Below are 25,490 nucleotides of genomic sequence, written 5' to 3'. Positions count from 1 at the left end.
CGTTCCTTCTCTTTATGGCCGCATCGCCACGCCGGCCAATTCACTCAATGTTCAGAAGCTTTCCTTCAGCCACTGGCCCATCCGGGCTATGCGGCTGTTATTTCCCCCAAGCGACAAGAGCAGCCCGCTCTGTGACGCATGTGTTTCCATGTCCGCGACCTGCGGATAGATCATCAGGCCGACTGCCGTCGAAAAGGCCGGGCCCTTGGCTGCCGTCGGCAGCCCAGAGACGCCCATCGGGCGGCCGATACGAACGTTGCGAGCCAGAATCTTGCGGGCAACGTCTGCAAGGCCGGTGAGCTGGCTTGCGCCGCCCGTCAGCACGACGCGCTTGCCGACGATCGGGCTGAAGCCCGAGCGCTGGATCCGGTCGCGGATCAATTCCATCGTTTCCTCGATACGGGCGCCGACGATGCGCGACACCAGCGCACGCGGCACCTGCGTCGGCAGATCACGCTCATCTTCGCCGATCGGCGGGATCGAGATCAGTTCGCGCTCGTCGGACGAATTCGCCATCGCCGAAGCGTGAACCACCTTGAGACGCTCGGCATCTTCGATGCGGGTCGAAAGGCCGCGGGCCAGATCGGTGGTCACGTGATGACCGCCAAGGCCGACGGCGTCGGTATGGACAAGCTTGCCTTCGGCGAAGACGGAAATCGTCGTCGTGCCGCCGCCCATGTCGATCGCCGCACAGCCAAGCTCGACTTCGTCATCGACAAGAGCAGCAAGACCGGAAGCGTAAGGCGTCGCGACGATGCCTTCGACGGAGAGATGCGCACGGTTGACGCTGAGCTCGAGGTTCTTGAGTGCAGCGCGCTCGGCGGTGACGACATGCATGTCGACGCCGAGCATGTCACCGTACATGGACAAGGGATCGCGGATACCGCGTTCGCCATCCAGCGAGAATCCGGTTGCCAGCGAATGGAGCACGGCGCGATCCTGCCGCAGCGACTGCTGGCAGGCTGCGGAAAGAACCTTCTTCAGGTCGTTGAGTTCGACTTCCTGACCGCCGAGATCGATCGTCGCCGTATAGACATCGCTACCGAGACGGCCGGCCGTCAGGTTGACGATCAGGCTTTCGACGGTGAGGCCAGCCATGCGCTCGGCGGCATCGACCGCGAGACGAATGACGCTTTCGAGCGCATCGAGATCGGCAATGACGCCGGTCTTGATACCGCGGGAACGCTGATGGCCAATGCCGATGATCTCGATGTCATGCGTGCGGCCCGGGAGAATCTCGCTCTCCTCACGCGGCGTCAGCCGGCCGATCATGCAGACGACCTTGGTCGATCCGATGTCGAGCACCGAAACGATATGCGACCGCTTCGACGAAAGCGGCTTCAGGCGCGGCAATCCGAAATGGGATGAACCGAACAAGCTCATATATTTTGCCCCGCCTTTTTCAAATCCTTCGTCCGCTGGTCGAGCACCACTTGCCGCCGGGCCATGGCCTCGGGGGTGAGCTGGATTGCGGTCCGATCTGCCAATCTGAGATCGACGGCTGCGATGTCGCGCGCCAGAAGATCCTGTTCCTTGTTGAGCTTCGACAGCGTCGCCAGCGCCTGATCGACATCGTCAGCCGGCAGCTTCACGACGACACCGTTGTCGAGATGCAGATCCCAACGGCGGCTGGAAACCCAGACATAGGCCTTCACCCGCGCCTTGATGTCGGGCCAGTTGGCGAATTCGCCTTCAAGCGCAACAGCAGCCGTCTCGGCGTCGCGGCCGACGACCAGCGGCAGGTTGGAAAACTTGTTGTCGCGCAGCGGCGCGATGACGCTGCCATTGCGCTCGATCAGCGAAAGCTCCTGGCCGTGCTGCCAGATCGCATAGGCCTGGCGCTCCTTGAGCTTCACCTCGATCGTCTTCGGATAGATCTTGCGAACTTCGGCGCTTTCGACCCAGGGAAGTTTGGCGATCTTCTGGCGCGCCGTATCGACGTCCAGAGCGACCAGCGAGGTCGTGCCGTCGAGACCGAGGAGATCGAGGATCTCGATTTCCGAGGTCGCCAGATTGCCAGACACTTTCACGTCTTCGATGGCAAAGCCTGCAGCCGTGGTCGTCGCCTGAGCGACAGCTTCCGTGTGACCGCCGAGCGACATGCCGTAGAGGCCGGTCGCAGCCAGAAACGCCAGAGCCGAAACAGTGCCGGTATGCGCAGGAATATAGATGCGGCCAGTGCCGAGGCTGACGAGAAAGCGAACGGCGCGGCGCAGCGGACGCGGCAGCACCATGCGGCTATCGCCTTCCGGGAAGGCAATATCGTCGCGATGGCTCGGGCGCCCCATCCTTTTGACCGTCAACGAGAACAAGAAGCGTCCTCCACCATCCAGCGCAGAAACTCACCAAAGGAATAACCGGCATAACCGGCCATTTCGGGCACCAGAGAGGTTGGAGTCATTCCCGGCTGAGTATTGACCTCGAGCCAGATGATTTCGCCATCTTCGGAGAAGCGATCGTCGTAGCGAAAGTCAGACCGGCTGACGCCACGGCAACCAATTGCTTGATGCGCCCTTAGTGCCAATGATTGTATTTTTTGGTAAATTTTCGGTGAAATTTTCGCCGGAATGACGTGTTTTGAACCGCCAGCCGCATACTTGGCGTCATAGTCATAAAAGTTGTGGCCCTGCGGCACCACTTCCGTGACACCCAGCGCCGTATCGCCCATCACGCCGCATGTCAGCTCTCGGCCATGGATATAGCGCTCGACGAGAACTTCTTCCCCATAGCGCCACTCCGAAGAACTGATCACCTGCGGCGGATGCGACTGATCCTCTTGCACGATCAGCACACCGAAGCTCGACCCCTCACGAACCGGCTTCACCACATAAGGCGGTTTCATCGGATGCTCGGCCGGAAAGGCGAAGCGGTTGATGACTTCGGATTGCGCCACCGGAATACCGGCAGCAGCAGCAACACCCTTCGCCTTGCTCTTGTCCATAGCGAGAGCCGAGGCAAGAACGCCGGAATGCGTGTAGGGAATTTCGAGATATTCGAGAATGCCCTGGATCGTGCCATCCTCGCCGAACGGGCCATGCAGAGCATTGAACGCGACATCCGGGCGGGCAGCAACGAGCTTGGCCGACACATCGCGGTCGACATCAATACGGGTCACCTGAAAACCTTCGGCTTCCAGCGCGTCGGCACATGCCTTCCCCGAAGACAGGCTTACCGGCCTCTCCGAGGAAAATCCGCCCATCAGGACAGCGACATGCTTGCGACTCATACGTACCCCCAAAATAACTTACGGCATGAATTCCGACGCTTGCGCGAGGCTTTCGCCCACCGAATCTTGCCCACTCAGGCTTGATGGCAGTTTGACAACAATATGGTTAACGAAGCGTTTACTTTTGTTAACCTGCCGCCTCCAGGCCGCCCAACAGCGCGGCAAACCTGTGCCGTTTCGACTCGAAATCAGTGGCTTGCACCGGCATCCGGAAGTTCGCTCGGAGGATGAAAAAACCCGCACAGACGAGCTGTGCGGGTTGGCATGCGCAGCGTGATTACGACGGCGCTTAGTCGTCTTTCTCAAGCAGTTTCCAGACCGTCCCGCCGAGCGCGCCACCCACGATCGGCGCCAGCCAGAAGAGCCAAAGTTGCTGCAGAGCCCAGCCGCCGGCAAAGAGCGCCTGCCCTGTCGAACGCGCCGGATTGACCGATGTGTTGGTAACCGGGATCGAGATCAGATGAATCAGCGTCAGTGCCAGGCCGATCGCCAGCGGCGCGAACCCGGCAGGCACGCGCCCATGCGTGGAGCCCAGGATGACGATCAGGAAGAACATCGTCAGCAGGACCTCGATGATTAGCGCCGACGTCAGCGAATAACCGCCCGGCGAATGCTCGCCATAACCGTTCGAGGCAAAGCCGCCGAGTTCGAAACCGGCTTTTCCGCTGGCAACCAGATAGAGAAGTGCCGCTGCCGCAACGGCACCGATGACCTGCACGATGATGTAGGGAATGACGCGGCCCGCCGGAAACCGCCCGGCAACCGCGAGACCCACGGAGACCGCCGGATTGAAATGTCCGCCGGAAATGCCGCCGACCGCATAGGCCATCGTCAGCACTGTCAGTCCGAATGCAAGGGCGACACCGGCAAAGCCAATTCCGAGCGCCGGAAATGCCGCCGCCAGCACAGCACTGCCGCATCCGCCGAAAACGAGCCAGAACGTACCCAAAAACTCTGCAATAAGATTTCTTTGCATGATTTCCCCTCCGAGGCTCTCAACCAGAGCGAGAACAGCAAGTCACCTCAAATCGAGTCTCGTCAATCTGGTAATTTTGCTAGAAACGCGGATTGGCCCGTCCGGAAACGCTCCCAACACCGGCCAGGGATTTCATCAGTTTATTGCTCATTTAGCGTTTGCTGAGACCGAAAATTGCGCTATGAGCCGATTGCCTCCCAAGGCAAACAGCAATCCTGATTGGAATGACAATGTCTGACGCGATATCTCCGGTATCGCCGACGCCCTCCTCATCGAACAAAGCGCAAGTCAATTCGCCGGCGCGTGTTCTGATCGCGAGCCTCGTCGGCACCACCATCGAATTCTTCGACTTCTACGTCTACGCCACAGCCGCCGTGCTGGTCTTCCCGCACCTCTTTTTCCCCACGAGCGATCCGGCGTCTGCGCAGCTGCAGTCCTTCGCCACCTTCTCGATCGCCTTCTTCGCCCGCCCGCTTGGCGGCATCCTTTTCGGCCATTTCGGTGACCGTATCGGCCGCAAGGCGACGCTCGTCGCAGCGCTGATGACCATGGGTCTGTCGACCGTGGCGATCGGCATGCTGCCGGGCTATGATTCGATCGGCATCGTCGCGCCTCTGCTTCTCGCGCTGTGCCGTTTCGGCCAGGGCCTCGGCCTCGGCGGAGAATGGGGCGGCGCCGTGCTGCTCGCCACCGAAAACGCCCCTCCCGGCAAGCGCAGCTGGTACGCGATGTTCCCGCAGCTCGGCGCGCCGATCGGCTTCATCCTCTCGTCCGGCTTCTTCCTGATCCTGACCGAGACGATGACCAACGAGGACTTCCTGGCTTTCGGCTGGCGCATTCCCTTCGTCGCCAGCCTGGCACTCGTCGCCGTCGGCCTCTATGTCCGCCTGAAGATCGCCGAAACGCCGGAGTTCCAGAAGGCCGTCGAGAAGCACGAGCGCGTCGCCGTTCCGGTTGCCGTCGTCTTCCGCAAGCATTTCCGCAGCCTGGTTCTCGGCACCTTCATCGCCGTCGCCACCTTCGTGCTATTCTACCTGATGACGGTCTTCACGCTGTCCTGGGGCACGTCGAAGCTCGGCTATTCGCGTGAGCAGTTCCTGGTCATCCAGCTCGTCGGCGTCGTGTTCTTCGGCCTGACGATCCCGATCTCCGGCCTGCTTTCGGACCGCTACTCGCGCCGCCTGATTCTGATCCTGGTGACGATCGGCATCGCGATCTTCGGCTTCTTCTACGCCTCGCTGCTGACTGCAGGCCTGACGGGCGCCTTCCTGTGCTCGATCATCGGCCTCGCGCTGATGGGCTTCACCTATGGTCCGATCGGTGCAGCACTTGCAGCCCCCTTCCCGACCACGGTGCGCTATACCGGCGCCTCGATGACCTTCAACCTCGGCGGCATCTTCGGCGCCTCGCTGGCGCCTAACATCGCCAGCTGGCTGGCAACGACCTACGACCTCTCCTATGTCGGCTATTATCTTTCCGGCGCAGCAGTGATCTCGCTGGTCTGCATCCTGCTGTCAGGCCGCGAAGAAGTCTGAGGACTTCGGGTTCAATCGATCCAAGGCCGCGGCGGAGACGCCGCGGCCTTTTTTGATTCTTGTCTGTTAACGGCTTGCTCCTACTCTTCCATTTCAGAGAGACGGGAGACCACGATGCTGACAAGACGATCGCTGTTGACACAGGGCCTCGGCGCCGGAATGGCCCTTTCGCTGCCGTCGTTGACACGCGCCGCCGTCCCCGACGTCAACGTCACCTTCCTCGTCATCAACGACGTCCATGCCTGCCGCATCGGCGATGGGCTCAGCCCCAATTGCCAGCAGGAAGGCAAGACCGACGCCAATCTGCTGCGCCATATCCTGGCGCTCAACAACATCCATCACCAGACATGGCCCGAGCAGATCGCTGGAAAGCCGAGCGGCCTCAGCGTTGCCGGCCAGACGATTGCCCGGCCTCAAGGCATCATCGTCTGCGGCGACGTCACCGACGATGGCGGCGGCCAGATGGCGGAGTTTGCCGAGGGATCACAGCTCCTGCAGTTCTCGCACCGCTACCAGGAGGGCCGCGGCCCTGACCATGTGCATTTCCCTGTCTATGTCGGCCTCGGCAATCACGATCTCGATCAGGACGGCCGCCCGCCGCAGGTCGACTGGTATCGCGACGAACTGCGCGACTACGTGCAGATGAACCACAAGCCGAGCGTCTTCTTCAAACCGGCCGTCCCCGTCGATAATTACGACGAAGCCTCCGACAATTACTCCTGGAACTGGGGCGGGTTGCATCTGATCCAGGCGCAGCGCTATGGCGGCGATAACAGCAAGGGAACCGCCAGCAGCCTCGACTGGATGAAACAGGACCTGAAGACCTATGCGTCCGACGGGCGCCCTGTGGTGATCTTCCAGCACTACGGCTGGGATCATTTCTCCACCGAACGCTGGGATCCGGCCAAGAGCACCTTCGACGACACTGGCACCGGAACGCCGCATTGGTGGGATGAATCAGAACGTCAGGATCTGCTTGCAACCCTCAGCGGCTACAACGTAATCGGCATCTTCCACGGCCACGAACACGACACGGCGATGGCCTACAAGGTCAACGGTATCGACGTCTTCAAGGCCAAGGCCGCCTTCATGGGCGGCTTCACGCTGGTGCGCGTTGCCAACGGCCGCATGGACGTGGCGATCGGCGAAGCCGCAGACGACAAAGGCGGCGTCATCTTCGACACCGCCTTCAGCAAAGCTCTTCGATAGGAAGCAATCAGTCGCTGGTCACGCCCTGGAACGGGCGGACTTCGCGGCCCGGCATGAACACGCCGAGACGCTTGATTTCCCATTCCAGCTTGACGCCGGAATTTTCGAACACTTCGCGGCGAACCTGTTCACCAAGATATTCCAGATCGTAGCCGGTAGCCTGGCCCATGTTGATCATGAAGTTGCAATGCAGCGACGACATCTGCGCGCCGCCGATGACCAGACCGCGGCAGCCCGCTTCATCGATCAGCTTCCAGGCCGAATGTCCCTCGGGGTTCTTGAAGGTCGAGCCGCCGGTCTTCTCGCGGATCGGCTGCACCGTCTCGCGATGGTTGCGCACGGCATCCATGTCGGCGCGGATCTTGGCGCGGTCTTCCGCATAGCCTTCGAACAACACCGAGGTGAAGATCAGATCGGATGCAGCAGCGGAATGACGGTAGGAATAACCCATCTCGGCATTCGAGAGCACGACCTTGTTGCCCTTGCGGTCGATCGCCGTCAGTTCGACGAGCCGCTCGCGGGTCTCGCCGCCATTGGCGCCGGCATTCATGCGTGCCGCGCCACCGATGCTACCGGGAATGCCGTAGTAGAAATGGAAGCCACCGATACCATTGTCCATCGCCATGGCCGCAACGTGCTTGTCCGGGCAGATCGCACCGGCGCGGATGCGGTTTTCACCGGCAATCTCCAGCCCGCCGAAGCCCTTGGCCGACAGGCGCAGAACCACACCCGGAATGCCGCCGTCGCGCACCAGAAGGTTGGAGCCGACACCGACAACGGTGACAGGCACGTCCTCAGGCAGAAGCTTCATGAAAGCGATGAGATCGTCTTCGTCATGCGGCTGGAACATCAGCTCGGCGAGGCCGCCGGCACGGAACCAGGTCACGCGGTCCATGGGGGCATCCGGCGTGATACGGCCGCGGATGTCCTTGACGCCTTCTCCGAGAGTTTCGAGAAGCTTTTCCCCATTTACCTGTTTCATGCCGACTTTCCCGAAAGGCCTTCCAGTTGTTTTGGCAGGGCCGCTGCCCAGTAGGTGATACTTCCAGCCCCCAAGAGAACCACAAAGTCGCCCGGCTTTGCAATCTCTCCAACCATCTCCGGTAGTACGTCTTGCGACGGAAGATAGCGTGCGTCGCGATGGCCGCCAGCCTTGATGCGCGAGACCAGCGTCTCGGAATCGGCGCCCTCGATCGGGTCCTCACCGGCGGCATAGACAGGCGCCAGGAAGATGCTGTCGGCATCGTTGAAGCAGTTGGCGAACTCTTCGAAGAGGCTCGAAAGGCGCGAATAACGGTGCGGCTGATGAACGGCGATGACGCGGCCCTTGCAGGCCTCGCGCGCGGCCCTGAGCACAGCCTTGATCTCGACCGGGTGGTGACCGTAATCGTCGAACACCTGCACGCCGTTCCATTCGCCGGTCAGCGTAAAGCGCCGCTTGACGCCGCTGAAGGACGCGAGGCCCTTGGCGATGTCCTCGTTGGAAATGCCGAGGCGGTTGGCAACGGCAATCGCAGCTGTCGCATTGGAAATGTTGTGACGGCCAGGCATCGGCATGACGAGATTGTCGAGCTTGAAGACCTTGCCCGTGCGGCGGCGGCGGATCTCGACGTCGAAGATCGAGCGCGGCCCGTCGATACGCACATTGGTGAAGCGCACGTCGGCTTGCGGATTCTCGCCGTAAGTCACGACCTTGCGGTCCTCGATACGGCCGACCAGCGCCTGCACTTCGGGATGATCGAGGCACATGACGCCAAAGCCGTAGAACGGCACGTTCTCGACGAACTGCCGGAACGCAGCGCGCACGGCATCGAAATTGCCGTAGTGGTCGAGATGTTCAGGATCGATATTGGTGACGACGGCAACGTCGGCAGGCAGCTTCAGGAAGGTACCGTCGGACTCGTCGGCCTCGACCACCATCCACTCGCCCTCGCCCATGCGGGCGTTGGTGCCATAGGCATTGATGATGCCGCCATTGATGACGGTCGGATCGAGCCCGCCGGCCTCGAGCAGCGTCGCCACCAGCGAGGTGGTGGTCGTCTTGCCGTGCGTGCCGCCGATGGCGATCGCATTGCGGAAGCGCATGAGCTCGGCGAGCATTTCGGCGCGGCGAACGACGGGCAGCAGCTTTTCGCGCGCCGCGATCAGTTCCGGATTGCTCTTCTTGATCGCCGTGGAAACGACGACGACTTCGGCATCACCGAGGTTTTCGGCCTTGTGACCAACGAAGACCTCAATGCCCTTTTCGCGCAGACGCTGAACGTTTGCACTGTCGGACTGATCGGATCCCTGGACCTTGTGGCCGAGATTGTGCAGCACTTCGGCAATGCCGCTCATGCCGATGCCGCCGATGCCGATGAAATGGACGAGGCCTATAGCCTTCGGCAGTTTCATGACTGTGCCCCCTTGAACTCTGCAATTGTACGTCCGGCGGCAATAGCCTCTACCATGCCGGCAAGCAAGTTCGCAGCATCCGGTTTCCCGGTCTGCTTTGCCGCCGCCGCCATGCGCGCCAGCTTTTCCGGGTCGTTCATCGCATGCGTCAGGATCGCGGCGATCTTCTCGGAGGAAAGCTCCGCCTGGACGATGACCTTTGCGCCACCGGTCGCGGCAAGTGCTGCGGCATTCGCCGCCTGGTCATGATCCAGCGCATGCGGATAGGGCACGAGAACGGCAGGACGGCCGATGACCGCGATCTCCGAAACCGTCGAGGCGCCCGAACGGCAGATGACGAGATGCGCTTTTGCGAGACGTTCGGCCATATCGGTGAAGAACGGCGCGATATCCGCCCCCATCTTCAGCTTCGCGACGCAGCCGCCGACCATCTCCATATCCTCGGGCCGCACCTGCTGGGTGATCCGCAGCCGCGCCCGGAGATCGTCATCGAGCAGACTGATCGCCGTCGGCATCGCCTTGGAGAAATATTGCGCGCCCTGGCTGCCGCCGAACACAACGAGATTGAACGGCTCGCCCGGATGCGACGGCGCATAGGGAACCTTGGCGGCCTCGATGATCGCCGGGCGAACCGGATTGCCTGTCGTCACCGTCTTTTCGGGATAGACGCCGCCATTCTCCGGCAGGAAGCCACCGGCGATCGCCTGGACACGCGCCGCCAGCGCCTTGTTGGCGCGACCCATCACCGCGTTCTGTTCGTGGATCATGGCGGGCACGCCGAGGCGCGTTGCGGCCAGCAGCGGCGGCACGGTCGGATAGCCGCCGAAACCGACGACAACGGCAGGCTTCAGGCGCTGGATCAGCTTCTTCGCCGCCCGCATGCCACTCCACAGCGTCCACAGCGAACGGGCGACCGCGATCGGGTTCTTCGAACCGATCGTCGCAGACGGCACGACATGGATCTGCTCGGCCGGGAACTTGCCGGCATAGCGCTCGGCGCGGCTGTCGGTGACCAGATGAACGGAATAACCGCGGGCCTTCAGCTCATAGGCCAAGGCTTCCGCGGGAAAGACGTGGCCGCCGGTTCCCCCGGCGGCAAGAAGGACGATGCCTTGACTCATAGTTCTTTTACTCCGCCGGCATTCCGTGCGGCACGCGGAAGAGGCTCCGCTCCTGCGCACGTTTTTCCGGGCGATGGCGCGTCAGCGCGAGAATGAAACCGGCGGTGACGCAGATCGCCACCATCGACGAACCGCCGTAGGAAATCAGCGGCAGCGTCATGCCCTTTGCCGGCAGCAGTTCGAGATTGACGCCGATATTGATGATCGACTGGATGCCCATCTGCAGCACGAGGCCGGCAACGGCAAACCGGTTGAAATCGTTCTTCTCCTTATATGCGTGCGACAGCCCCCTCAAGACAAGGGCCGTGAACAGCGCAACAAGGGCGATGCAGAAGATGATGCCGAACTCTTCGGCGGCGACCGAGAAGATGAAGTCGGTATGGGCGTCCGGAATGATCCGCTTGACGATGCCCTCGCCCGGCCCCTGGCCGAACCAGTCGCCGCGAATGATCGCCTCGCGGGCGGTATCGATCTGGAACGTGTCGCCCTCGCCGGTCATGAACTTGTCTATTCGTCCCGCCACGTGCGGGAACACATAATAGGCCGAGACAAGGCCGCCCGCCCCGCCGACGCCGAGCACGATGATCCACAGCCACGGCATTCCCGCCATGAAGAACATGCCGCCCCAGACAGCAGTCGTCAGGATCGTCTGGCCAAGGTCGGGCTGGGCCACCAGCAGCGAGGCGACCATGCCGAACAGGATGATGGCGAAGAGATTGCCCGGGATCTCAGGCTGGCGCGCATGCTCGGCAAACAGCCAGGCGCAGACGACCACGAATGCCGGCTTCATGAATTCCGACGGCTGGATCGAGATGCCGGCCAGCGTCACCCAGCGCCTGGAGCCCTTGACCTCGACACCGAAAAACAGCGCCAGCAGCATCATCGCGATCGCGACGATCAAAAGCAGGATCGCCGTGCGCCTCACCTGGCGCGGCGTCAGGAACGACAGCCCGATCATGACCATCAGCGACGGGATCATGAAGGCCGCGTGGCGCTTGACGAAATGGAAGGGCTCAAGCCCGATGCGCTCCGCCACCGCGGGCGATGCGGCAAACGACAGCATGAAGCCGATGCCCATCAGGAAGACGAACATCGCCAGGAAAAAGCGGTCGATGGTCCAAAACCAATCGGCCAGAGGCCCACGTTCCGCACGGCTTACCATGTCATTTATCTCCTGTTGCCGAACCGATCAGCATGGTGATTCCGTCGAGCGCTGCCACATGGCTGACAAATGCATCGCCCCTGACTTCAAAGTTCTTATATTGGTCGAAGCTTGCGCAAGCCGGGGATAACATCACCGCGACAGGGCCAGTTTCATCTTTTTCCGCATCGGCAGCCGCATGCGCGACGGCGCGTTCCAGCGTGCCCGATATCTCGTAGGGAACGGCCTCGCCAAGCGTTGCCGCAAACTCCGCTGCCGCCTCGCCGATCAGATAGGCCTTGGCGATGCGCGGAAAGAACGGCGCAAGCGTCGTGATGCCACCGGATTTCGGCAGGCCGCCGGCGATCCAATAGATCCGGTCGTAGCTCGATAGTGCCGGTGCCGCCGCATCCGCATTGGTCGCCTTCGAATCGTTGACGAAGACGGCATTGCCGCGCTTGCCGACCGGCTGCATGCGATGCTTGAGGCCGGGGAACGAGGCAAGCCCCGCACGGATCTCATCGGCAGAGACGCCGACAGCAAGGCAGGCCGCGACGGCTGCCGCCGCATTCTGCGCGTTGTGGCTGCCGCGCAGCGTCTGGATGCCGTCGAGATCGGCCAGCGGAAGCGCCGCGCCATTGGTTGCGTGAATGAGTTTCGTACCCTCGGCATAGATGCCGTCGGCCAGCGGATGACGGCGCGAAATGCGCACCACCTTGGTGCCCGCCCGCTCGACGCGGTCGGCGATCATCTCGCAATGGCTGTCATCCACACCGACGATCGCCGTATCGCTGCCCGCCACCAGCCGCTCCTTGACGTCGGCATAGTGCTGCATCGTTCCGTGGCGATCGAGATGGTCGGGCGTCAGGTTGAGCAGGATACCGGCTGACGGGTTCAGCGTCGGTGCCAGATCGATCTGGTAGGACGAGCATTCGACGACGTAGAAACGCTGGGCTTTCGGCGGGTCGAGGGTCAGCACCGCGGTACCGATATTGCCGCCGAGCTGCGTGTCGCGGCCTGATGACTTCAGGATATGGGCGATCAGCGCCGTGGTGGTCGATTTGCCGTTAGTGCCGGTGATGGCGATGAACGGGCAATCCGGCGCATGCGCCCGGCGCTCGCGGACGAAGAGCTCGACGTCACCGACGATGTCGACACCGGCGCCACGCGCCAGATCGACGGTCCAGTGCGGCTTCGGATGGGTCAGCGGCACGCCGGGAGAGAGCACGAAAAGCGATTGCGACGCCCAGTCGATGCTACGCAGGTCCGCCGTGGCAATCCCCTCGGCGCCGGCTTTTGCAACGCTGTCAGGATTGTCGTCCCAGGCAATGACATCAGCCCCGCCCGCGACCAGCGCCCGCGCCGTCGCAAGGCCGGACCCGCCGAGCCCGAAGAGCGCGACCTTTTTGCCAGCAAGTGTGGTGACCGGGATCATCGTCCGCTTACCGCAGCTTGAGGGTCGAGAGGCCGAGCATCGCAAGGCCGACCGCGACGATCCAGAAACGGATGACGACCTGGCTTTCCGTCCAGCCCTTCTTCTCGAAATGGTGGTGGATCGGCGCCATCAGGAAGACGCGCCGTCCGGTCATCTTGAAAAAGCCGACCTGGATGATGACAGACAGCGTTTCCATGACGAACAGACCGCCGATGATCGCCATGACGATCTCGTGCTTGGTGGCAACGGCAACGGTGCCGATCGTGCCGCCGAGCGCCAGCGAACCGGTATCGCCCATGAAGATTGCGGCGGGCGGCGCGTTGAACCAGAGGAAGCCGAGACCGGCGCCGATGACGGCGCCGAGAACCACAGCGAGCTCGCCGGTGCCGGGCACGAAATTGATCTGCAGATAGCCCGCGAACACCGCGTTACCGGCGAGATAGGAGATGATGCCGAAGGAGGCGGCTGCGATCATTACAGGCACGATCGCCAGACCGTCGAGACCATCGGTCAGGTTCACGGCATTGCCCGCAGCAACGATGACGAAACCGCCGAAGACCACGAACATGATCCCGAGATTGATCAGGAAATCTTTGAAGAACGGAAATGCGACTGACGAACCGAAGGTCGAGCCTGCAGGACCCGACGCCAGCGACGTGCGCATCATGAAATAGACGGCAATGCCGGCGATGATGAATTCGATGCCGAGGCGGGCCTTACCGGAAAAGCCCTTGTCGCTCTGCTTCGTCACCTTGAGATAGTCGTCATAGAAGCCGATCGCGCCGAAGCCGAGCGTCACCAGCAGCGTCGCCACGACATAGACGTTCGAAAGGTCGGCCCAGAGCAGCGATGCCCCGACGATGCCCGCCAGGATCATCAGACCGCCCATGGTCGGCGTCCCGGCCTTCTTGAAATGCGTCTGCGGCCCGTCTGCACGGATCGGCTGACCCTTGCCCTGGCGGATGCGCAGCGAACGGATGATCACCGGCCCGAACAGGAAGACGATCAGTGCGGAGGTAAAGAGGGAGGCCCCTGTGCGGAAGGTAATGTATCTGAACAGGTTCAGAAATTTAAAATGTTCCGACAGTTCGACTAGCCAAATCAGCATTCAGGGCCCCTTGTTTACCCGGTCAAATCTCGCGCTGCGTGTCCGCAAATGGCGCAAACTTGTCAAGGAGCGCGGCAACGATCTTGCCGAAACCTATCCCCAATGACGATTTGACCATCAAGACATCGCCCGGCTCGACCGAGTTCAGTACATAATCTTTGAGTTCTGCCGTCGTCTCGCGATACTCGACGGCGACACTGTCAGGAAGCGATTCCCTCAGCGCCTGCATATCCTTGCCTGCCAGCCAAACATGTTCGATACCGGCCGCCAGAAGCGGACCGGCCAGATCGGCATGCACCCGTTCGGCAAATTCCCCCATCTCCAGCATGTCGCCGAGAACGGCGATCCGGCGTCCGTAGCCCGAGGGTACGGCAGCCGCGAGCAGCGCGATCGCCGCGCGCATCGAGGCCGGATTGGCATTGTAGCTTTCGTCGATCAGCGTCAGGCTGCCTGCGCCGAGCCGCAGCTTGTGGCGCTGCCCCCTGCCCTTTTCGGGCTGCAGGCTCGCCAGTGCATCGATCGCCTTGTCGAGATCGGCACCGACGAGCGTCACGACGCCGAGGGCGGCAAGCGCATTTTCGGCAATGTGTCGGCCGGGCGCACCGATCGCCACTTCCAGCGTATCGCCGTCGATCGTCAGCCACAGCGCCGAGCTCTCGTCCGAGCCGTTGAATTCGGCGAGACGGTACTCGGCCTTGGCGTGCTGGCCGAAGGAATGGATGTTGCTGATCCCAAGCGCCTGCGCCGTGCGCTCCAGGAAATTATACTGGTCGTTGTCGCGGTTGAGAACGACATGACCGCCGGGCACCAGACCTTCGAAGATCTCGGCCTTGGCGGTGGCGATTTCCTTGATGCTCTTGAAGTTGCCGAGATGCGCCGGTGCGATCGTGGTGATGACGGCGACATGCGGGCGGATCATCTGCACCAGCGGACGGATTTCGCCCGGGTGGTTCATGCCGACTTCGAACACGCCGAAATGCGTGTCGAGCGGCATGCGCGCCAAAGTCAGCGGCACGCCCCAGTGATTGTTGAAGGACGCCACCGACGCATGCACCTTGCCGGATGGCGACAGCACATGGCGCAGCATTTCCTTGGTCGTCGTCTTGCCGACCGAACCGGTGACGGCGATGATCTGCGCCCGCGACCGCTGGCGCGATGCGACGGCGAGACGCTCGAGCGCCGCCAGCACATCCTCGACGACGATCATCGGCACTGTCAGACGGCCGAGACCCGCAAGCCGCGCCTCACTGACGACAAGCAGCGACGCGCCATTGGCCATCGCCATCGAGGCGTAGTCGTGACCGTCGACGCGATCGCCCTTGATGGCGAAGAAGGCTTCGCCTGAAGCAATCGAGCGGCTGTCGATGGAAATGCCTGTTATGCCCTGGGGAAGCGTCCCGAAAGGACGCCCCGCCATGGCGGCAATCATGTCTTCAGTGGTCCAAAGCCAGTTCAAGGTTTCGCCTCCTCCAAGGCTTCACGCACTTCGGCGTGGTCGGAGAAAGGCAGCGTCACACTCCCGATGGTCTGCCCCTCTTCATGCCCCTTGCCCGCAACGATCAGCGTGTCGCCAGCCTTCAGCATCGCTACCGCCTTGCTGATCGCCAGCGAGCGGTCGGCGATCTCGGTGGCGCAGGTCGCGGCCGCCATGATCTCGGCGCGGATCGTCGCCGCGTCTTCCGAGCGCGGATTGTCGTCGGTGACGATCACCACATCGGCCAGACGGCAGGCGATCTCGCCCATGATCGGCCGCTTGCCCTTGTCGCGGTCGCCGCCGCAGCCGAACACCACGACGACACGGCCGGTGGTGAACGGGCGGACGGAATTCAGAACGTTTTCAAGCGCATCCGGCTTGTGGGCGTAATCGACATAGGCGAGCGCGCCATCGTGGGTATGGCCAACCAGCTCCAGACGCCCGGAAGCGCCCTGCAGCTTTTCGAGAGCCGCCATCGCCACCTTGGCCGGCACGCCCGTCGACATCGCAAGACCCGCGGCAACCAGCGCATTAGCAATCTGGAAATCGCCGGCCAACGGAATATCGACCTCGAAGATCTCACCGCCGACATGCACTTCGGCCACCTGCTTGTGACGGAAATGCTCGACGCGCTTCAGGGTAAGGTAATCGCCCTTTCGGCCGACAGTGCGGACGTCGTGACCGGCATCGGTCGCCGCCTTGATCGCCTGCGCCGACCAGGCATCGTCGGCGAAAATGATCGCCGGCGCGCCCTTCGGCAGCAGCGTATCGAACAGCCGCATCTTGGCAGCCATGTAATCCTCGATCGTCGGATGATAATCCATGTGATCGCGGCCGAGATTGGTGAAAGCGGCGGCGGAAAGCTTCACGCCGTCGAGACGGCTCTGGTCGAGACCGTGGCTTGAGGCTTCCATCGAGGCATGGGTGACGCCTTCATCGGCGAGTTCCGCCAGCAGCTTGTGCAGCGAAACCGGATCCGGCGTCGTCAGCGAACCGTAATCGTTGCGCGTGGGCGAGACGACGCCCGTCGTGCCGATCATCGCCGCTGGGTGACCGGCATGCGCCCAGATCTGGCGCGTGAAGGAGGCGACGGAGGTCTTCCCCGCAGTGCCTGTCACGGCAACCATGGTAGCGGGCTGCTTGCCGTAGAAATTGGCGGCAGCCAGCGACAGGAAGCGGCGCGGTTCCTTGACGGCGAGAACGGGAATGGAGGCTTCGACCGGCTGCGAGGTGATGGCGACGGCGGCACCGTTCTTCGCCGCATCGGCGATGAAGCTCGCACCGTCGGCCTTGGTGCCAGCGACGGCGACGAAGGCCGCGCCGTGCCCGGCCTTGCGGCTGTCAGCCGTGAGGCCCGATATCTCCAGCGCGCCCACCGGTCCGTCGAGTTGATCCTTGATTTCCGGAAATGCGCTTCCGGCAATGTCCCGCAGTTTCATCGAACGTCTTTTCTCTCTGGCGCCGTTCACCCCACGCGAATCGGCGCCGTATTCATTCAGACTCAATAAGACACCAACAAGGCCGATCCGTCTTCGCCGAATTGCGGCTCGACGCCGAGAATGGGGGCAGCGCGGCGGATAATGTTCTTGACCATCGGCGCGGCGGTGTAGGCCGCGATGTTCTGGCCCTTCTCGCCGTTATGCGGCTCGTCGCAGAAGGTCAGCACCACATAACGTGGATTGTCGATCGGGAAGGCCGCCAGGAAGGCGTTGAAATTGAGGTTATGGGCGTATCGGCCATTGACGACCTTGTCGGCCGTCCCCGTCTTGCCGCCGACATTGAAGCCCGCCACATCGGCGTTACGGCCCGAGCCCTTCAGGCCATTCAGCTTGAAGAGATAGCGGATCGCGTCGCTGGTGCTTTTCTTGACGACGACTTCGGCGGTTTCGTCAGCCTGCTCGCGGGTACGCGGCAGGAAGGTCGGCTCGATCAGCTTGCCGCCGTTGACGAGCGCCGCACCGGCAACCGCCGTCTGCATCGGCGTCGTCGAGACGCCGTGGCCGAAGGAGATCGTGATCGAGTTGATCTTCTTCCAGACCTTTGGCTGGCTCGGCATCTTGACTTCGGGAAGCTCGGTCTTCATCCGCGTCAGCAGGCCGAAGCGCGTCAGGTAATCCTTCTGCATCTCCATGCCGACGATATCGATCATCTTCGCCGTACCGATATTCGACGAATATTCGAAGATTTCAGGCACGGTCAGCCAGCGGCGCTGGCCGTGAAAGTCGTTGATGGTGAACCCCCCGATGCGGATCGGGCGGCTGGCATCGAAGCTGTCGTTGATGCTGACCTTGCCGCTGTCGAGCGCCATGGCCGTCGAGAATGTCTTGAAGGTCGAGCCCATTTCGAACGTGCCGTTCGACATGCGGTTCAGCCAGCCTTCCTTGGCGCCCTCTTCCGGATTGTTCGGATCGAAATCGGGCGCGGAGGCCATGCCGAGCACTTCGCCGGTATGGATGTCGAGGACGACGGCACCGGCACCCTTGGCTTCATAATTGGTGACGGCGCTGGTGACGACGTCGCGAACAATGTTCTGGACACGGATATCGATCGACAGCTTCACCGGCTCGAGCGGCTGGTCGCTGGTCATGCCGACGGAGGCGAGATCGGCGAGGCCCTGGTCGTCGATATATTTCTCCATGCCGGAGACGCCGCGGTTGTCGATGTTGACGTAACCGAGAATGTGAGAAGCGGTCGGGCCACCCGGATAGAAGCGGCGCTTTTCCGGACGGAAGCCGATGCCGGGAATGCCGAGCGCCAGGATCTGGCTCTGCTGCTTCGGCGTCAGCTGACGGCGCAGCCAGGCGAAGTGCGAGGTCTTTACCGACAGTTTCTTGTAGGTGCCCTTGGCGTCGAGATCGGGCAGCACGGTCGCCAGCTTCTCGATCGCTTCGTCAACGTCGACAATCTTGTTCGGCTCGGCAAACAGCGAGACGGTGCGGATGTCGGTCGCCAGCACCTCGCCGTTGCGGTCGAGAATATCGGGGCGCGATGCCATGAGACGATCGGGCGGCAGGATCGAGGAAACGATCTCCTGATCCTTCATCGCATACTCGACCAGACGGCCACCGATGACGCCGTAGAGCGCCGTGAAGCCCAAGATCAGCAGGCCGACGCGGCTTTTCGCCTGGCCGGCCTTTTTCTTGCGCGAACCTTCCAGCGGAATGCTGCCCGACGGACCGCCGAAGCGGTTATAAACGCCGGACGAGAAATGCGCCTGGCTCTTCAACACCATGATGCGGGAGAGAAACGACATGGCCTACTCCACCGATCCGGTTGCGATCTGATCCGTATCGTCCTCAGGCTCTTCGACCCGCGGCACCGGCTTCGGCGTTACCTTTGCGGCAACCTTGGCACCGGCGGCAGGCTTTGCGGCGGACGCCACAGCACCCGTCGCATGCTTCTGGTCCGCCTTGGCCTCGGTCACATCCGGAACCGGAACCTCCGCCTTCAGCATCGGCAGTTCGCGGGCATGAACGAGAGCGGTGGAATCGGTCGGCTGCAGCTTGAGTTCGTCATTATAGGTGTTGACGAGGCGCTCCAGCCGGTTCGGCTGCGATTGCAGCGCCCAGTCGGCCTTCAACAGCTCGATCGTATCCTTCTCGAGCTTGATCTCGGATTCGAGGCGGTGAACCTCCTCGAGTTTCAGCTCGGCGCGATGCTTGATCGTGTATGTCACGGCCGCCGCGGCCGTCATCACACCAATCAAGACGAAGTCGAACGTTCTCAGCACATCAACCCCCAAGTTTTCCGAGACTGGCCAGACTAGGCAGACCGAAGATGGACATGTCCGCCGCTTCGGCCGGAGCCGATGTGCGCTCCCCAGCGCGCAGTTTGGCGGAACGTGCCCGTGGATTCACTTCGGCTTCCGCCTGACTGGCAGCAACCATAGACTTCCCGACTGCAGTAAAGGTCGCGGCGCGCTCGTGCGCCACCGGCAGGTGACGCGAGCCCGAGGCCTTGCCTGCGCGGTCGGAGAAGAATTTCTTGACGATCCGGTCTTCCAGCGAATGGAAGGTGACGACGACGAGCCGCCCGCCGGGCTTCAGCGCCCGCTCGGCGGCAAACAGCGCCTGCGCCAGCTCGCCAAGCTCGTCATTGACGAAGATGCGCAGCGCCTGGAACACCTGCGTTGCCGGATGGATCTTGTCCTTCATCTTGCGCGGCGTCACCAGCTCGATGAGACCGGCAAGATCGCGGGTCGTTTCGAACAGCTTTTCGGCGCGGCGCTTTTCGATCGCGTGCGCGATGCGCGGCGCCTGATCTTCTTCGCCGAGGAAATGGAAGATGCGGATGAGTTCGGCGACCTTGGCGCGATTGACGACATCGGCAGCGGAAACCCCGACAGCCGACATGCGCATGTCGAGCGGACCGTTCTTCGAGAACGAAAAGCCGCGCTCCGCCTCGTCGATCTGCATCGAGGAGACACCGATATCGAGCACGACACCGTCGAGACCCGCATCAGGCGCATGATCGGCAAGATGGGAAAATTGCGAATGAACGAGCCGCAGATGACCGGCATGGTCCGCGACCAGCGCCTGACCGGCAGCGATTGCCGTCGGATCGCGATCGAGCGCGATCACATTGGCGCCAGCCGAAAGGATTGCCGACGTATAGCCGCCAGCCCCGAACGTGCCATCGAGAACGATCTTGCCGGATGAAGGTGCAAGCGCATCAAGGACTTCGCGCAGAAGAACCGGAATGTGACGAACCGGTCCGCCACTGGCATCAGAAGAATCTCCGCCAGGATTCGTCACCATTCCGCGCCCTCGCTTGCTCAGGAGCGCTTGCCCGCCAGCGCGCGCTCCCCTCGTGCCTGAAGCTGGGCCGCCTGAAATGCCTGCGGCTGCCACAGCTGAAAATGATCTGCCCGACCAACGAAAGTCACTTCGTCCGAGATCCCCGTGAAATCCCGCATGAAATCCGTGACCATCAAACGCCCCTCGGCGTCGAGCTTCATGAAGACCCCGCCCCCATGAATGAGAAGCGACATCTCGTTCGCAACCGGCGAAAACGGATCCTCCGCAGCAATCTGCCGTTCGAACCTTTCGAGAAGATCCGGACCGCCGACGCTGATCGCCGGAAACACAAAATCCTGGAAGCAATACAGCTCCTGGATATTGCGCTGCGCCAGCACGGAACGAAACACCGCCGGCACGGAAACCCTGCCCTTGGAATCGATCCTGTTGGTCGCATTTGAGAGGAAGCGGCTCATGACACGAAACATCCGTTCCCGAAAGAGCCCGGACAGAAACAACGCGCCCAAAACTCCCAAAATCAGACACAGCTTCGCTAGCCGGATGAATGGAATTCCATCCGGCGCTTCCGGAACGGAAGGCGCCTTGGCTTTGCGATTGATGGGCAGATGATTGCCCTTGTGCAGTGCTCTTATGGGATACCATGGGACCATATGGGCGTCAATGGGAAACGCCCTTCTCGCGATGAGCGCAGTATCGAAAATTTATAAGCTGTTAAGTTTAACAAAGGGTTAGGATCGGCATTTTCCGGCACCCGGAAAAGCATCCGTAAGAAAATGGAAATATAGACTGGAGGCCCGATTTCGCTCCGCGAAAATCAGGCGATAACAACACCTTCGGCTTTTGCGCCGAATGTGCTGAGAGACAGAAAGTGTAATCGCCAGTTGGCCTGTAAGCCGGGTTCTGTATGGCTCCGGTTTGACCCGGAACGTGGCAGCCATTCCTCTGGGACGGCGTTTGCACGCCGCCTCTCGCAACCCACCCGGATGACTGGCCTGGAAACCGGCCGGAAGGCTTGCGCCAACCACGTCATCCCTATTCGGTCTTGCTCCCGGTGGGGTTTACCTTGCCATCGCCGTTGCCGGAGACGCGGTGGGCTCTTACCCCACCCTTTCACCCTTACCTGCGCAAGCGCAGGCGGTTTGCTTTCTGTGGCACTTTCCCTGAGGTCGCCCTCGCCGGACGTTATCCGGCACCGTATTTCCGTGGAGCCCGGACTTTCCTCACCTTACCACCTTTCGGCATTGTAAAGCGCGGCTGCCCGGCCAACTGGCAGCGCTCCCTTAGCGGAGCCGTCAGCGAATTGCCACAGCAAATATCGCCGCCAGTTACCGGAAAGACGGTTTGAAATCCGTCCGATAGCCCTGAGGAGCAATCTGGCCGGTCAGCAACAGCTCCGCCCCGAGCCGCCCTATCTCGTCCGAGCTCTTTGCCGAGGTCCCGGCGCAACCGGTCAGGACGGCAATATTGGGCGACGAGGTGAGGCCGATCATCGGATGCTTGCTGGATGTCTTCGACACCACGCAGGAGGTCGTGGAAACCGAAAGCGGCTTCAGTTCCGGAATCAGACGTCTGGTAATCAGCATCAGGTGATCGCGCGCCCGCGGCCTGCCGTCGGTGCGAAACCACGCCCGCAGTTCGGCGTCGGTCTTCAGCTGATAATCATCAGGGTCGCCACCGATCTTCAGGTAGAGCTTGCCATCAGGGTAGCGGATCGGCGGCAGCAAGTAGATGTCGATACCAGGCGCATCCAGAATGAGCGACGGCATGCCGGCAAAAGCCTCTGCCTGCTCCTCGCTGATCTCGAACAGCGTCACCGTCCGTCCATAAACTGCCATATCAACGGTTTCCGCCAAGAGACTCTCGCTGATCGAAAAACCGCCGGCGGCGAGGAGGACTTTTTCGGCCGTGACCGTCCCGCCGGCCGCTGTCGTGACGGTAACCGCATCGCCCTCTTCCCGGATCGCCGTGACATAGTCGCGGATCACGGTGGCGCCCCGCTTTTCAGCGATGATCGACTGCGCCTTCACCAGCCGCCGCGGGCTGATGTAGCCAGCGTCCTTCGGCTGAAAGACACCCTCGCAGCCCTGCGGCAGGGAGAAATACGGAAAGGTCTGCGCAAGTGCTGCAGCATCCAGCGTCTGGACATCGACTTTGAGCGAATCCGCCGCTGCCCTGGTATCGCCAACATAATCACCACCGGCGGGAGCGATCACGACACAGCCTGCTTCGGTATAGAAATCCACACCGCTTTCGGACGAAATCTCCGCGTAACGGGCGATCGAGCGGTTGGCGAGAAGCGCCCAGTCCCGGTCCGGATCGACCGTGCGGGTGATGCGGCCCTCGTCGTAATGGCTGGCAAAGACGCCTTGATGCGCCTTGCGATTCTCCGGTTCGTCGGGGCCGATGACAGCCACACCACCCGCCTGCATTGCAAGATGCTTGGCCGCAGCCGCACCCATCATGCCCCGGCCAACCACGATATACTTGAAGTCTGCTGCCATGGCTGCCTTCCCTGCCTGCCGGAATACGATTCCAGAAAATTCGGGGATAGGGATAGCCGCCTGCGAGGTGAGCGGCAAGGCGGCCGAACCGTTGTCAACCGGGCCGTGCCTCACCTCGCTTCGCGACGTCAGACACCAAGGCCGGCAAGTTGAATCATTTTCTGAAGTGCAGGCGGAAAGGGATTCCGCATCAACAGGTTACGGGCGCCCTTAGAGAAGCGCCAGAACCTTGCCGCAATAGGCCTTGGAGACCGGGTTCATGCGCTTGGCGGCATGACCGGCATTGTATTTCAGGATCGTGCCGCAGGTTTCGCCGCCGCCGAGCTCATGCGCCATGGAGAGATACTTCATGCCGTATTTGATGTTGGTCTCGGGATCGAAGAGCCCCTTCTTCGTACCGGCATAGCCCATCATCCGTGCGGTTGCCGGCTTGATCTGCATCAGGCCGACTTCGCCTGCGCTGCCGCGGGCATTCGGATTGAAGTTGCTTTCGACCCGCACCACGGCGGACGCCAGCGCTACGGGGACATCGTATTGCTTTGCGTATTTTGCGATCAGCACCGAATATTTGTTGGTCGCAAAGTCTGGCATGGCGTAGCCGCTACCACGATCGACGGTCTTGAATTTAACGGTCTCAGTCTTATCAGTTTTATTATCTGCTTCGCCTGCGAAGGCACAGTTATACCCTGCCAGCAGCACGCCCACGCATGCCGCAGCACCAATAATCGCATTTCTCATGTAGTCTTGATACTCCGACCCAAAGAATTGCCGGACTGCGCGCCTCGCCGTCTCACGGTAACACGCAGCCAAGGAATGACTGCATGCCGCAGCAATTCTTATCTTTTCAGTTGGCGCCCTTCCGCTACACTATACCCAAGGCGGCGGACGCTGTTCAGCGGCAGGGGTTAGACCATCGCAATGAGGAGATAATAGGGAAATGATGTGGCACTGCACAATTCAAGTGTGAATCGGCAAATTCGCCGGTGAAGGCACCGGCACGCCGCTTAGGAATAGCGGGGCAGCGCGGCAAGCAGGCGATGCAGCGTATCGATCGTCGAGAAATCGGCTATCCCATCCACCCGCTCAGGGCGGAAATGGCGCTGAAAAGCCTCCAGTTCGCCGGCCATCTTGTCGGAGAATTCACCCGTGATTTCCGTGCCGTAACCATAAAGCGACAGCATCGATTGCAGTGCCTCGATCGGCTGCCCCCGGTCGCCTCGCTGAAAGAACCGCCCGCCGGTGATCGGCGCCGGTTCGACCCAGTGCCCGACCCCTGCTTTATGCAGCTCTCCCCAGGGGAATCTCTCGCCCGGATCGACCTTGCGAACCGGCGCCACATCGGAATGTCCAAGCACCCTTTCGGGCACGATGGACCAACGTTCGCCACAATCCCGACACAGTTCGATCACCGCCGCAATCTGCTCGTTCGGGAATTCGGGCAGCCCGCCGGGATGGCCAGCATTGGCGATCTCGATGCCGATCGACGCCGAATTTACGTCGTCCTGGCCGTGCCAGCTGCTCTTGCCCGCATGCCAGGCACGGCGCGTCTCCGGCACCATCTGCACGACCTCGCCATTCTCGTGCACGAAGTAGTGCGACGAGACCTGGCTTTCCTCGCGACAGAGCCAGTCGAGAGCCGAGTCTGGCGTCGACATGCCCGTATAATGGAGAAGAATGATATCCGGCTTGCGTCCATCCGCACGTTCGCCATGGTTCGGCGACGGCTTGACGGTGGCCTTTCGGTAATCGGCCTCGAAGGAGGTCATGCTGCCCGGCGTTCCTTTTCGATCGCCGCATAGGCGTCGTTGAGGGCTGCCATCCGCTCATTGGCGATGGCATGAAACTCTTCCGGCACACCGCGCGAGACCAGCCGGTCAGGATGATTTTCGCTGACCAGCGCCAGGTAGCGGCGGCGGATCGTCGGGAAATCGTCAGCCGAGGAAACGCCGAGAACCTTATAGGGGTCACGGCCGATCGAGACGTGACGGGCGGCGATCTGCTCGAAGCGCTGCTCACTCATCTGGAAGATTTCGGCGATGTGGCGAAGGAAGTTCATTTCCTTCTCATGGATCAACCCGTCAGCCTTGGCGATGTGGAACAGACCATCGAGCACATCTTCCAGCACCGGGCAGTTGGCCGCGCAGGTGACGCAGAGCGACGACAGCTTCTCGGCATAGGCCTCGTAACCGGCCACGTCCTGACGCGCCAGATTATAGAGACGGGCGACATTCTTCGCCTGATCCTGCGGAAATTCGAAGATGTCGCGAAAAGCCTGGACTTCCTTCTCGCTGACGATGCCATCGGCTTTCGCCATCTTGGCGGAAAGCGCGATCACCGCCACAGAGAAAGCCACCTTCCGGCGCGTCTCCGGGTCGCCTTCGAAAACCGTGCGGACAGCCTCGACAACCGCGGAGAGCACGTTGCCCGCGGTATTGCCAATGGCGTTCAGCAGTTTTTCCCAGAAGGACATCGAAGTTTCTCGCATCGCAATATCTGACAACACCATGACCAAATAATCGTTGCTAATGCAAGGCAGCGATTAGTCGTAGGGTTGAAAACACTTTTCACAATTCGGTAATTGTGCGCCGATCTGGTGCCGCAATTTGCGTCTCG

22 protein-coding genes and 1 other RNA gene are annotated in these 25,490 nt (G+C 61.5%); 2 read left to right on the top strand and 21 right to left on the bottom strand.

Annotated elements, in window-relative coordinates; translation table 11 throughout:
• Window positions 1-51: 51 nt before the first annotated feature.
• The 4 genes from ftsA to aqpZ form a co-directional block, all read right to left on the bottom strand.
• The gene (gene ftsA / locus AC1DV9_RS04895) at window positions 52-1,383 is read right to left on the bottom strand and encodes a cell division protein FtsA (RefSeq protein WP_112386994.1); all 1,332 of its coding nucleotides are present in this window, start codon (window positions 1,381-1,383) and stop codon (window positions 52-54) included.
• Complete coding sequence (locus AC1DV9_RS04890) at window positions 1,380-2,312, bottom strand: cell division protein FtsQ/DivIB (RefSeq protein WP_112386993.1); 933 nt, start codon at window positions 2,310-2,312, stop codon at window positions 1,380-1,382. Before AC1DV9_RS04890 ends, ftsA begins: the two co-directional genes overlap by 4 nt.
• Complete coding sequence (locus tag AC1DV9_RS04885) at window positions 2,300-3,226, bottom strand: D-alanine--D-alanine ligase (protein WP_112386992.1); 927 nt, start codon at window positions 3,224-3,226, stop codon at window positions 2,300-2,302. Before AC1DV9_RS04885 ends, AC1DV9_RS04890 begins: the two co-directional genes overlap by 13 nt.
• A 289-nt stretch (window positions 3,227-3,515) precedes the next feature.
• Window positions 3,516-4,202 (bottom strand): aquaporin Z, encoded by a 687-nt coding sequence (gene aqpZ / locus AC1DV9_RS04880; protein WP_112515881.1) that lies wholly within the window; start codon window positions 4,200-4,202, stop codon window positions 3,516-3,518.
• A 224-nt stretch (window positions 4,203-4,426) separates the two neighbouring features.
• Here aqpZ and AC1DV9_RS04875 point away from each other — a divergent pair, with 224 nt between their 5' ends.
• Both AC1DV9_RS04875 and AC1DV9_RS04870 read left to right on the top strand, forming a co-directional pair.
• Window positions 4,427-5,737, top strand: a complete 1,311-nt coding sequence (locus tag AC1DV9_RS04875; protein WP_477946461.1) for an MFS transporter — start codon at window positions 4,427-4,429, stop codon at window positions 5,735-5,737.
• A 114-nt stretch (window positions 5,738-5,851) separates the two neighbouring features.
• Window positions 5,852-6,946: a metallophosphoesterase gene (locus tag AC1DV9_RS04870; RefSeq protein ID WP_477946460.1), complete on the top strand. Its 1,095-nt coding sequence runs from the start codon at window positions 5,852-5,854 to the stop codon at window positions 6,944-6,946.
• A 7-nt stretch (window positions 6,947-6,953) separates the two neighbouring features.
• Here AC1DV9_RS04870 and murB read toward each other — a convergent pair whose 3' ends face one another.
• From murB to AC1DV9_RS04785, 17 genes are all read right to left on the bottom strand, one after another.
• The gene (gene murB / locus AC1DV9_RS04865) at window positions 6,954-7,928 is read right to left on the bottom strand and encodes a UDP-N-acetylmuramate dehydrogenase (protein WP_477946459.1); all 975 of its coding nucleotides are present in this window, start codon (window positions 7,926-7,928) and stop codon (window positions 6,954-6,956) included.
• On the bottom strand, window positions 7,925-9,340 hold the full coding sequence (murC, locus tag AC1DV9_RS04860; protein ID WP_477946457.1) for a UDP-N-acetylmuramate--L-alanine ligase: 1,416 nt from the start codon (window positions 9,338-9,340) through the stop codon (window positions 7,925-7,927). The genes murB and murC overlap by 4 nt, the downstream gene beginning before the upstream one ends.
• Window positions 9,337-10,461: an undecaprenyldiphospho-muramoylpentapeptide beta-N-acetylglucosaminyltransferase gene (murG, locus tag AC1DV9_RS04855; protein WP_477946455.1), complete on the bottom strand. Its 1,125-nt coding sequence runs from the start codon at window positions 10,459-10,461 to the stop codon at window positions 9,337-9,339. Before murG ends, murC begins: the two co-directional genes overlap by 4 nt.
• A 7-nt stretch (window positions 10,462-10,468) precedes the next feature.
• Window positions 10,469-11,623 (bottom strand): putative lipid II flippase FtsW, encoded by a 1,155-nt coding sequence (gene ftsW, locus AC1DV9_RS04850; protein ID WP_112515877.1) that lies wholly within the window; start codon window positions 11,621-11,623, stop codon window positions 10,469-10,471.
• 1 nt (window position 11,624) lies between these two features.
• Window positions 11,625-13,037, bottom strand: a complete 1,413-nt coding sequence (gene murD, locus AC1DV9_RS04845) for a UDP-N-acetylmuramoyl-L-alanine--D-glutamate ligase (RefSeq protein ID WP_477946454.1) — start codon at window positions 13,035-13,037, stop codon at window positions 11,625-11,627.
• 7 nt (window positions 13,038-13,044) lie between these two features.
• Complete coding sequence (gene mraY, locus AC1DV9_RS04840) at window positions 13,045-14,145, bottom strand: phospho-N-acetylmuramoyl-pentapeptide-transferase (RefSeq protein WP_112386983.1); 1,101 nt, start codon at window positions 14,143-14,145, stop codon at window positions 13,045-13,047.
• Between the two features lie 22 nt (window positions 14,146-14,167).
• The gene (locus AC1DV9_RS04835; protein WP_477946452.1) at window positions 14,168-15,601 is read right to left on the bottom strand and encodes a UDP-N-acetylmuramoylalanyl-D-glutamyl-2,6-diaminopimelate--D-alanyl-D-alanine ligase; all 1,434 of its coding nucleotides are present in this window, start codon (window positions 15,599-15,601) and stop codon (window positions 14,168-14,170) included.
• On the bottom strand, window positions 15,598-17,058 hold the full coding sequence (locus tag AC1DV9_RS04830; protein WP_477946450.1) for a UDP-N-acetylmuramoyl-L-alanyl-D-glutamate--2,6-diaminopimelate ligase: 1,461 nt from the start codon (window positions 17,056-17,058) through the stop codon (window positions 15,598-15,600). Before AC1DV9_RS04830 ends, AC1DV9_RS04835 begins: the two co-directional genes overlap by 4 nt.
• A 62-nt stretch (window positions 17,059-17,120) precedes the next feature.
• Complete coding sequence (locus tag AC1DV9_RS04825) at window positions 17,121-18,872, bottom strand: peptidoglycan D,D-transpeptidase FtsI family protein (RefSeq protein WP_112386980.1); 1,752 nt, start codon at window positions 18,870-18,872, stop codon at window positions 17,121-17,123.
• 3 nt (window positions 18,873-18,875) lie between these two features.
• Window positions 18,876-19,349: a cell division protein FtsL gene (gene ftsL / locus AC1DV9_RS04820; protein ID WP_112443980.1), complete on the bottom strand. Its 474-nt coding sequence runs from the start codon at window positions 19,347-19,349 to the stop codon at window positions 18,876-18,878.
• A gap of 1 nt (window position 19,350) precedes the next feature.
• Window positions 19,351-20,376: a 16S rRNA (cytosine(1402)-N(4))-methyltransferase RsmH gene (gene rsmH / locus AC1DV9_RS04815; RefSeq protein ID WP_477946448.1), complete on the bottom strand. Its 1,026-nt coding sequence runs from the start codon at window positions 20,374-20,376 to the stop codon at window positions 19,351-19,353.
• Between the two features lie 17 nt (window positions 20,377-20,393).
• Window positions 20,394-20,831: a division/cell wall cluster transcriptional repressor MraZ gene (gene mraZ / locus AC1DV9_RS04810; protein WP_112386977.1), complete on the bottom strand. Its 438-nt coding sequence runs from the start codon at window positions 20,829-20,831 to the stop codon at window positions 20,394-20,396.
• Between the two features lie 418 nt (window positions 20,832-21,249).
• Window positions 21,250-21,646, bottom strand: an RNA gene (rnpB, locus tag AC1DV9_RS04805) — RNase P RNA component class A.
• A 55-nt stretch (window positions 21,647-21,701) separates the two neighbouring features.
• The gene (locus AC1DV9_RS04800) at window positions 21,702-22,877 is read right to left on the bottom strand and encodes an FAD-dependent oxidoreductase (protein ID WP_477946446.1); all 1,176 of its coding nucleotides are present in this window, start codon (window positions 22,875-22,877) and stop codon (window positions 21,702-21,704) included.
• Between the two features lie 210 nt (window positions 22,878-23,087).
• Window positions 23,088-23,615, bottom strand: coding sequence for a lytic transglycosylase domain-containing protein (locus AC1DV9_RS04795; protein ID WP_112515871.1), 528 nt, complete (start codon window positions 23,613-23,615; stop codon window positions 23,088-23,090).
• A gap of 266 nt (window positions 23,616-23,881) precedes the next feature.
• Window positions 23,882-24,643 (bottom strand): N-acetylmuramoyl-L-alanine amidase, encoded by a 762-nt coding sequence (locus AC1DV9_RS04790; RefSeq protein WP_477946444.1) that lies wholly within the window; start codon window positions 24,641-24,643, stop codon window positions 23,882-23,884.
• The gene (locus tag AC1DV9_RS04785) at window positions 24,640-25,347 is read right to left on the bottom strand and encodes a J domain-containing protein (RefSeq protein ID WP_112386973.1); all 708 of its coding nucleotides are present in this window, start codon (window positions 25,345-25,347) and stop codon (window positions 24,640-24,642) included. The genes AC1DV9_RS04790 and AC1DV9_RS04785 overlap by 4 nt, the downstream gene beginning before the upstream one ends.
• Between the last annotated feature and the right edge of the window lie 143 nt (window positions 25,348-25,490).

Source organism: Rhizobium sp. 01L410, assembly GCF_056400165.1.
The sequence above is the reverse complement of the archived record's forward strand: the minus strand, read 5'-3'. Positions and strand labels throughout refer to the sequence as shown.

Coding starts and splice junctions, on each gene's coding strand:
- AC1DV9_RS04785 (WP_112386973.1), bottom strand. CDS start 25,347: ATGTCCTTCTGGGAAAAACTGCTGAACGCCATTGGCAATACCGCGGGC.
- AC1DV9_RS04830 (WP_477946450.1), bottom strand. CDS start 17,058: ATGAAACTGCGGGACATTGCCGGAAGCGCATTTCCGGAAATCAAGGAT.
- AC1DV9_RS04795 (WP_112515871.1), bottom strand. CDS start 23,615: ATGAGAAATGCGATTATTGGTGCTGCGGCATGCGTGGGCGTGCTGCTG.
- ftsW (WP_112515877.1), bottom strand. CDS start 11,623: ATGGTAAGCCGTGCGGAACGTGGGCCTCTGGCCGATTGGTTTTGGACC.
- AC1DV9_RS04790 (WP_477946444.1), bottom strand. CDS start 24,643: ATGACCTCCTTCGAGGCCGATTACCGAAAGGCCACCGTCAAGCCGTCG.
- aqpZ (WP_112515881.1), bottom strand. CDS start 4,202: ATGCAAAGAAATCTTATTGCAGAGTTTTTGGGTACGTTCTGGCTCGTT.
- mraZ (WP_112386977.1), bottom strand. CDS start 20,831: ATGAGCCGCTTCCTCTCAAATGCGACCAACAGGATCGATTCCAAGGGC.
- AC1DV9_RS04800 (WP_477946446.1), bottom strand. CDS start 22,877: ATGGCAGCAGACTTCAAGTATATCGTGGTTGGCCGGGGCATGATGGGT.
- murD (WP_477946454.1), bottom strand. CDS start 13,037: ATGATCCCGGTCACCACACTTGCTGGCAAAAAGGTCGCGCTCTTCGGG.
- AC1DV9_RS04825 (WP_112386980.1), bottom strand. CDS start 18,872: ATGTCGTTTCTCTCCCGCATCATGGTGTTGAAGAGCCAGGCGCATTTC.
- AC1DV9_RS04870 (WP_477946460.1), top strand. CDS start 5,852: ATGCTGACAAGACGATCGCTGTTGACACAGGGCCTCGGCGCCGGAATG.
- AC1DV9_RS04875 (WP_477946461.1), top strand. CDS start 4,427: ATGACAATGTCTGACGCGATATCTCCGGTATCGCCGACGCCCTCCTCA.
- rsmH (WP_477946448.1), bottom strand. CDS start 20,376: ATGGTGACGAATCCTGGCGGAGATTCTTCTGATGCCAGTGGCGGACCG.
- ftsA (WP_112386994.1), bottom strand. CDS start 1,383: ATGAGCTTGTTCGGTTCATCCCATTTCGGATTGCCGCGCCTGAAGCCG.
- murG (WP_477946455.1), bottom strand. CDS start 10,461: ATGAGTCAAGGCATCGTCCTTCTTGCCGCCGGGGGAACCGGCGGCCAC.
- mraY (WP_112386983.1), bottom strand. CDS start 14,145: ATGCTGATTTGGCTAGTCGAACTGTCGGAACATTTTAAATTTCTGAAC.
- AC1DV9_RS04885 (WP_112386992.1), bottom strand. CDS start 3,226: ATGAGTCGCAAGCATGTCGCTGTCCTGATGGGCGGATTTTCCTCGGAG.
- murC (WP_477946457.1), bottom strand. CDS start 9,340: ATGAAACTGCCGAAGGCTATAGGCCTCGTCCATTTCATCGGCATCGGC.
- murB (WP_477946459.1), bottom strand. CDS start 7,928: ATGAAACAGGTAAATGGGGAAAAGCTTCTCGAAACTCTCGGAGAAGGC.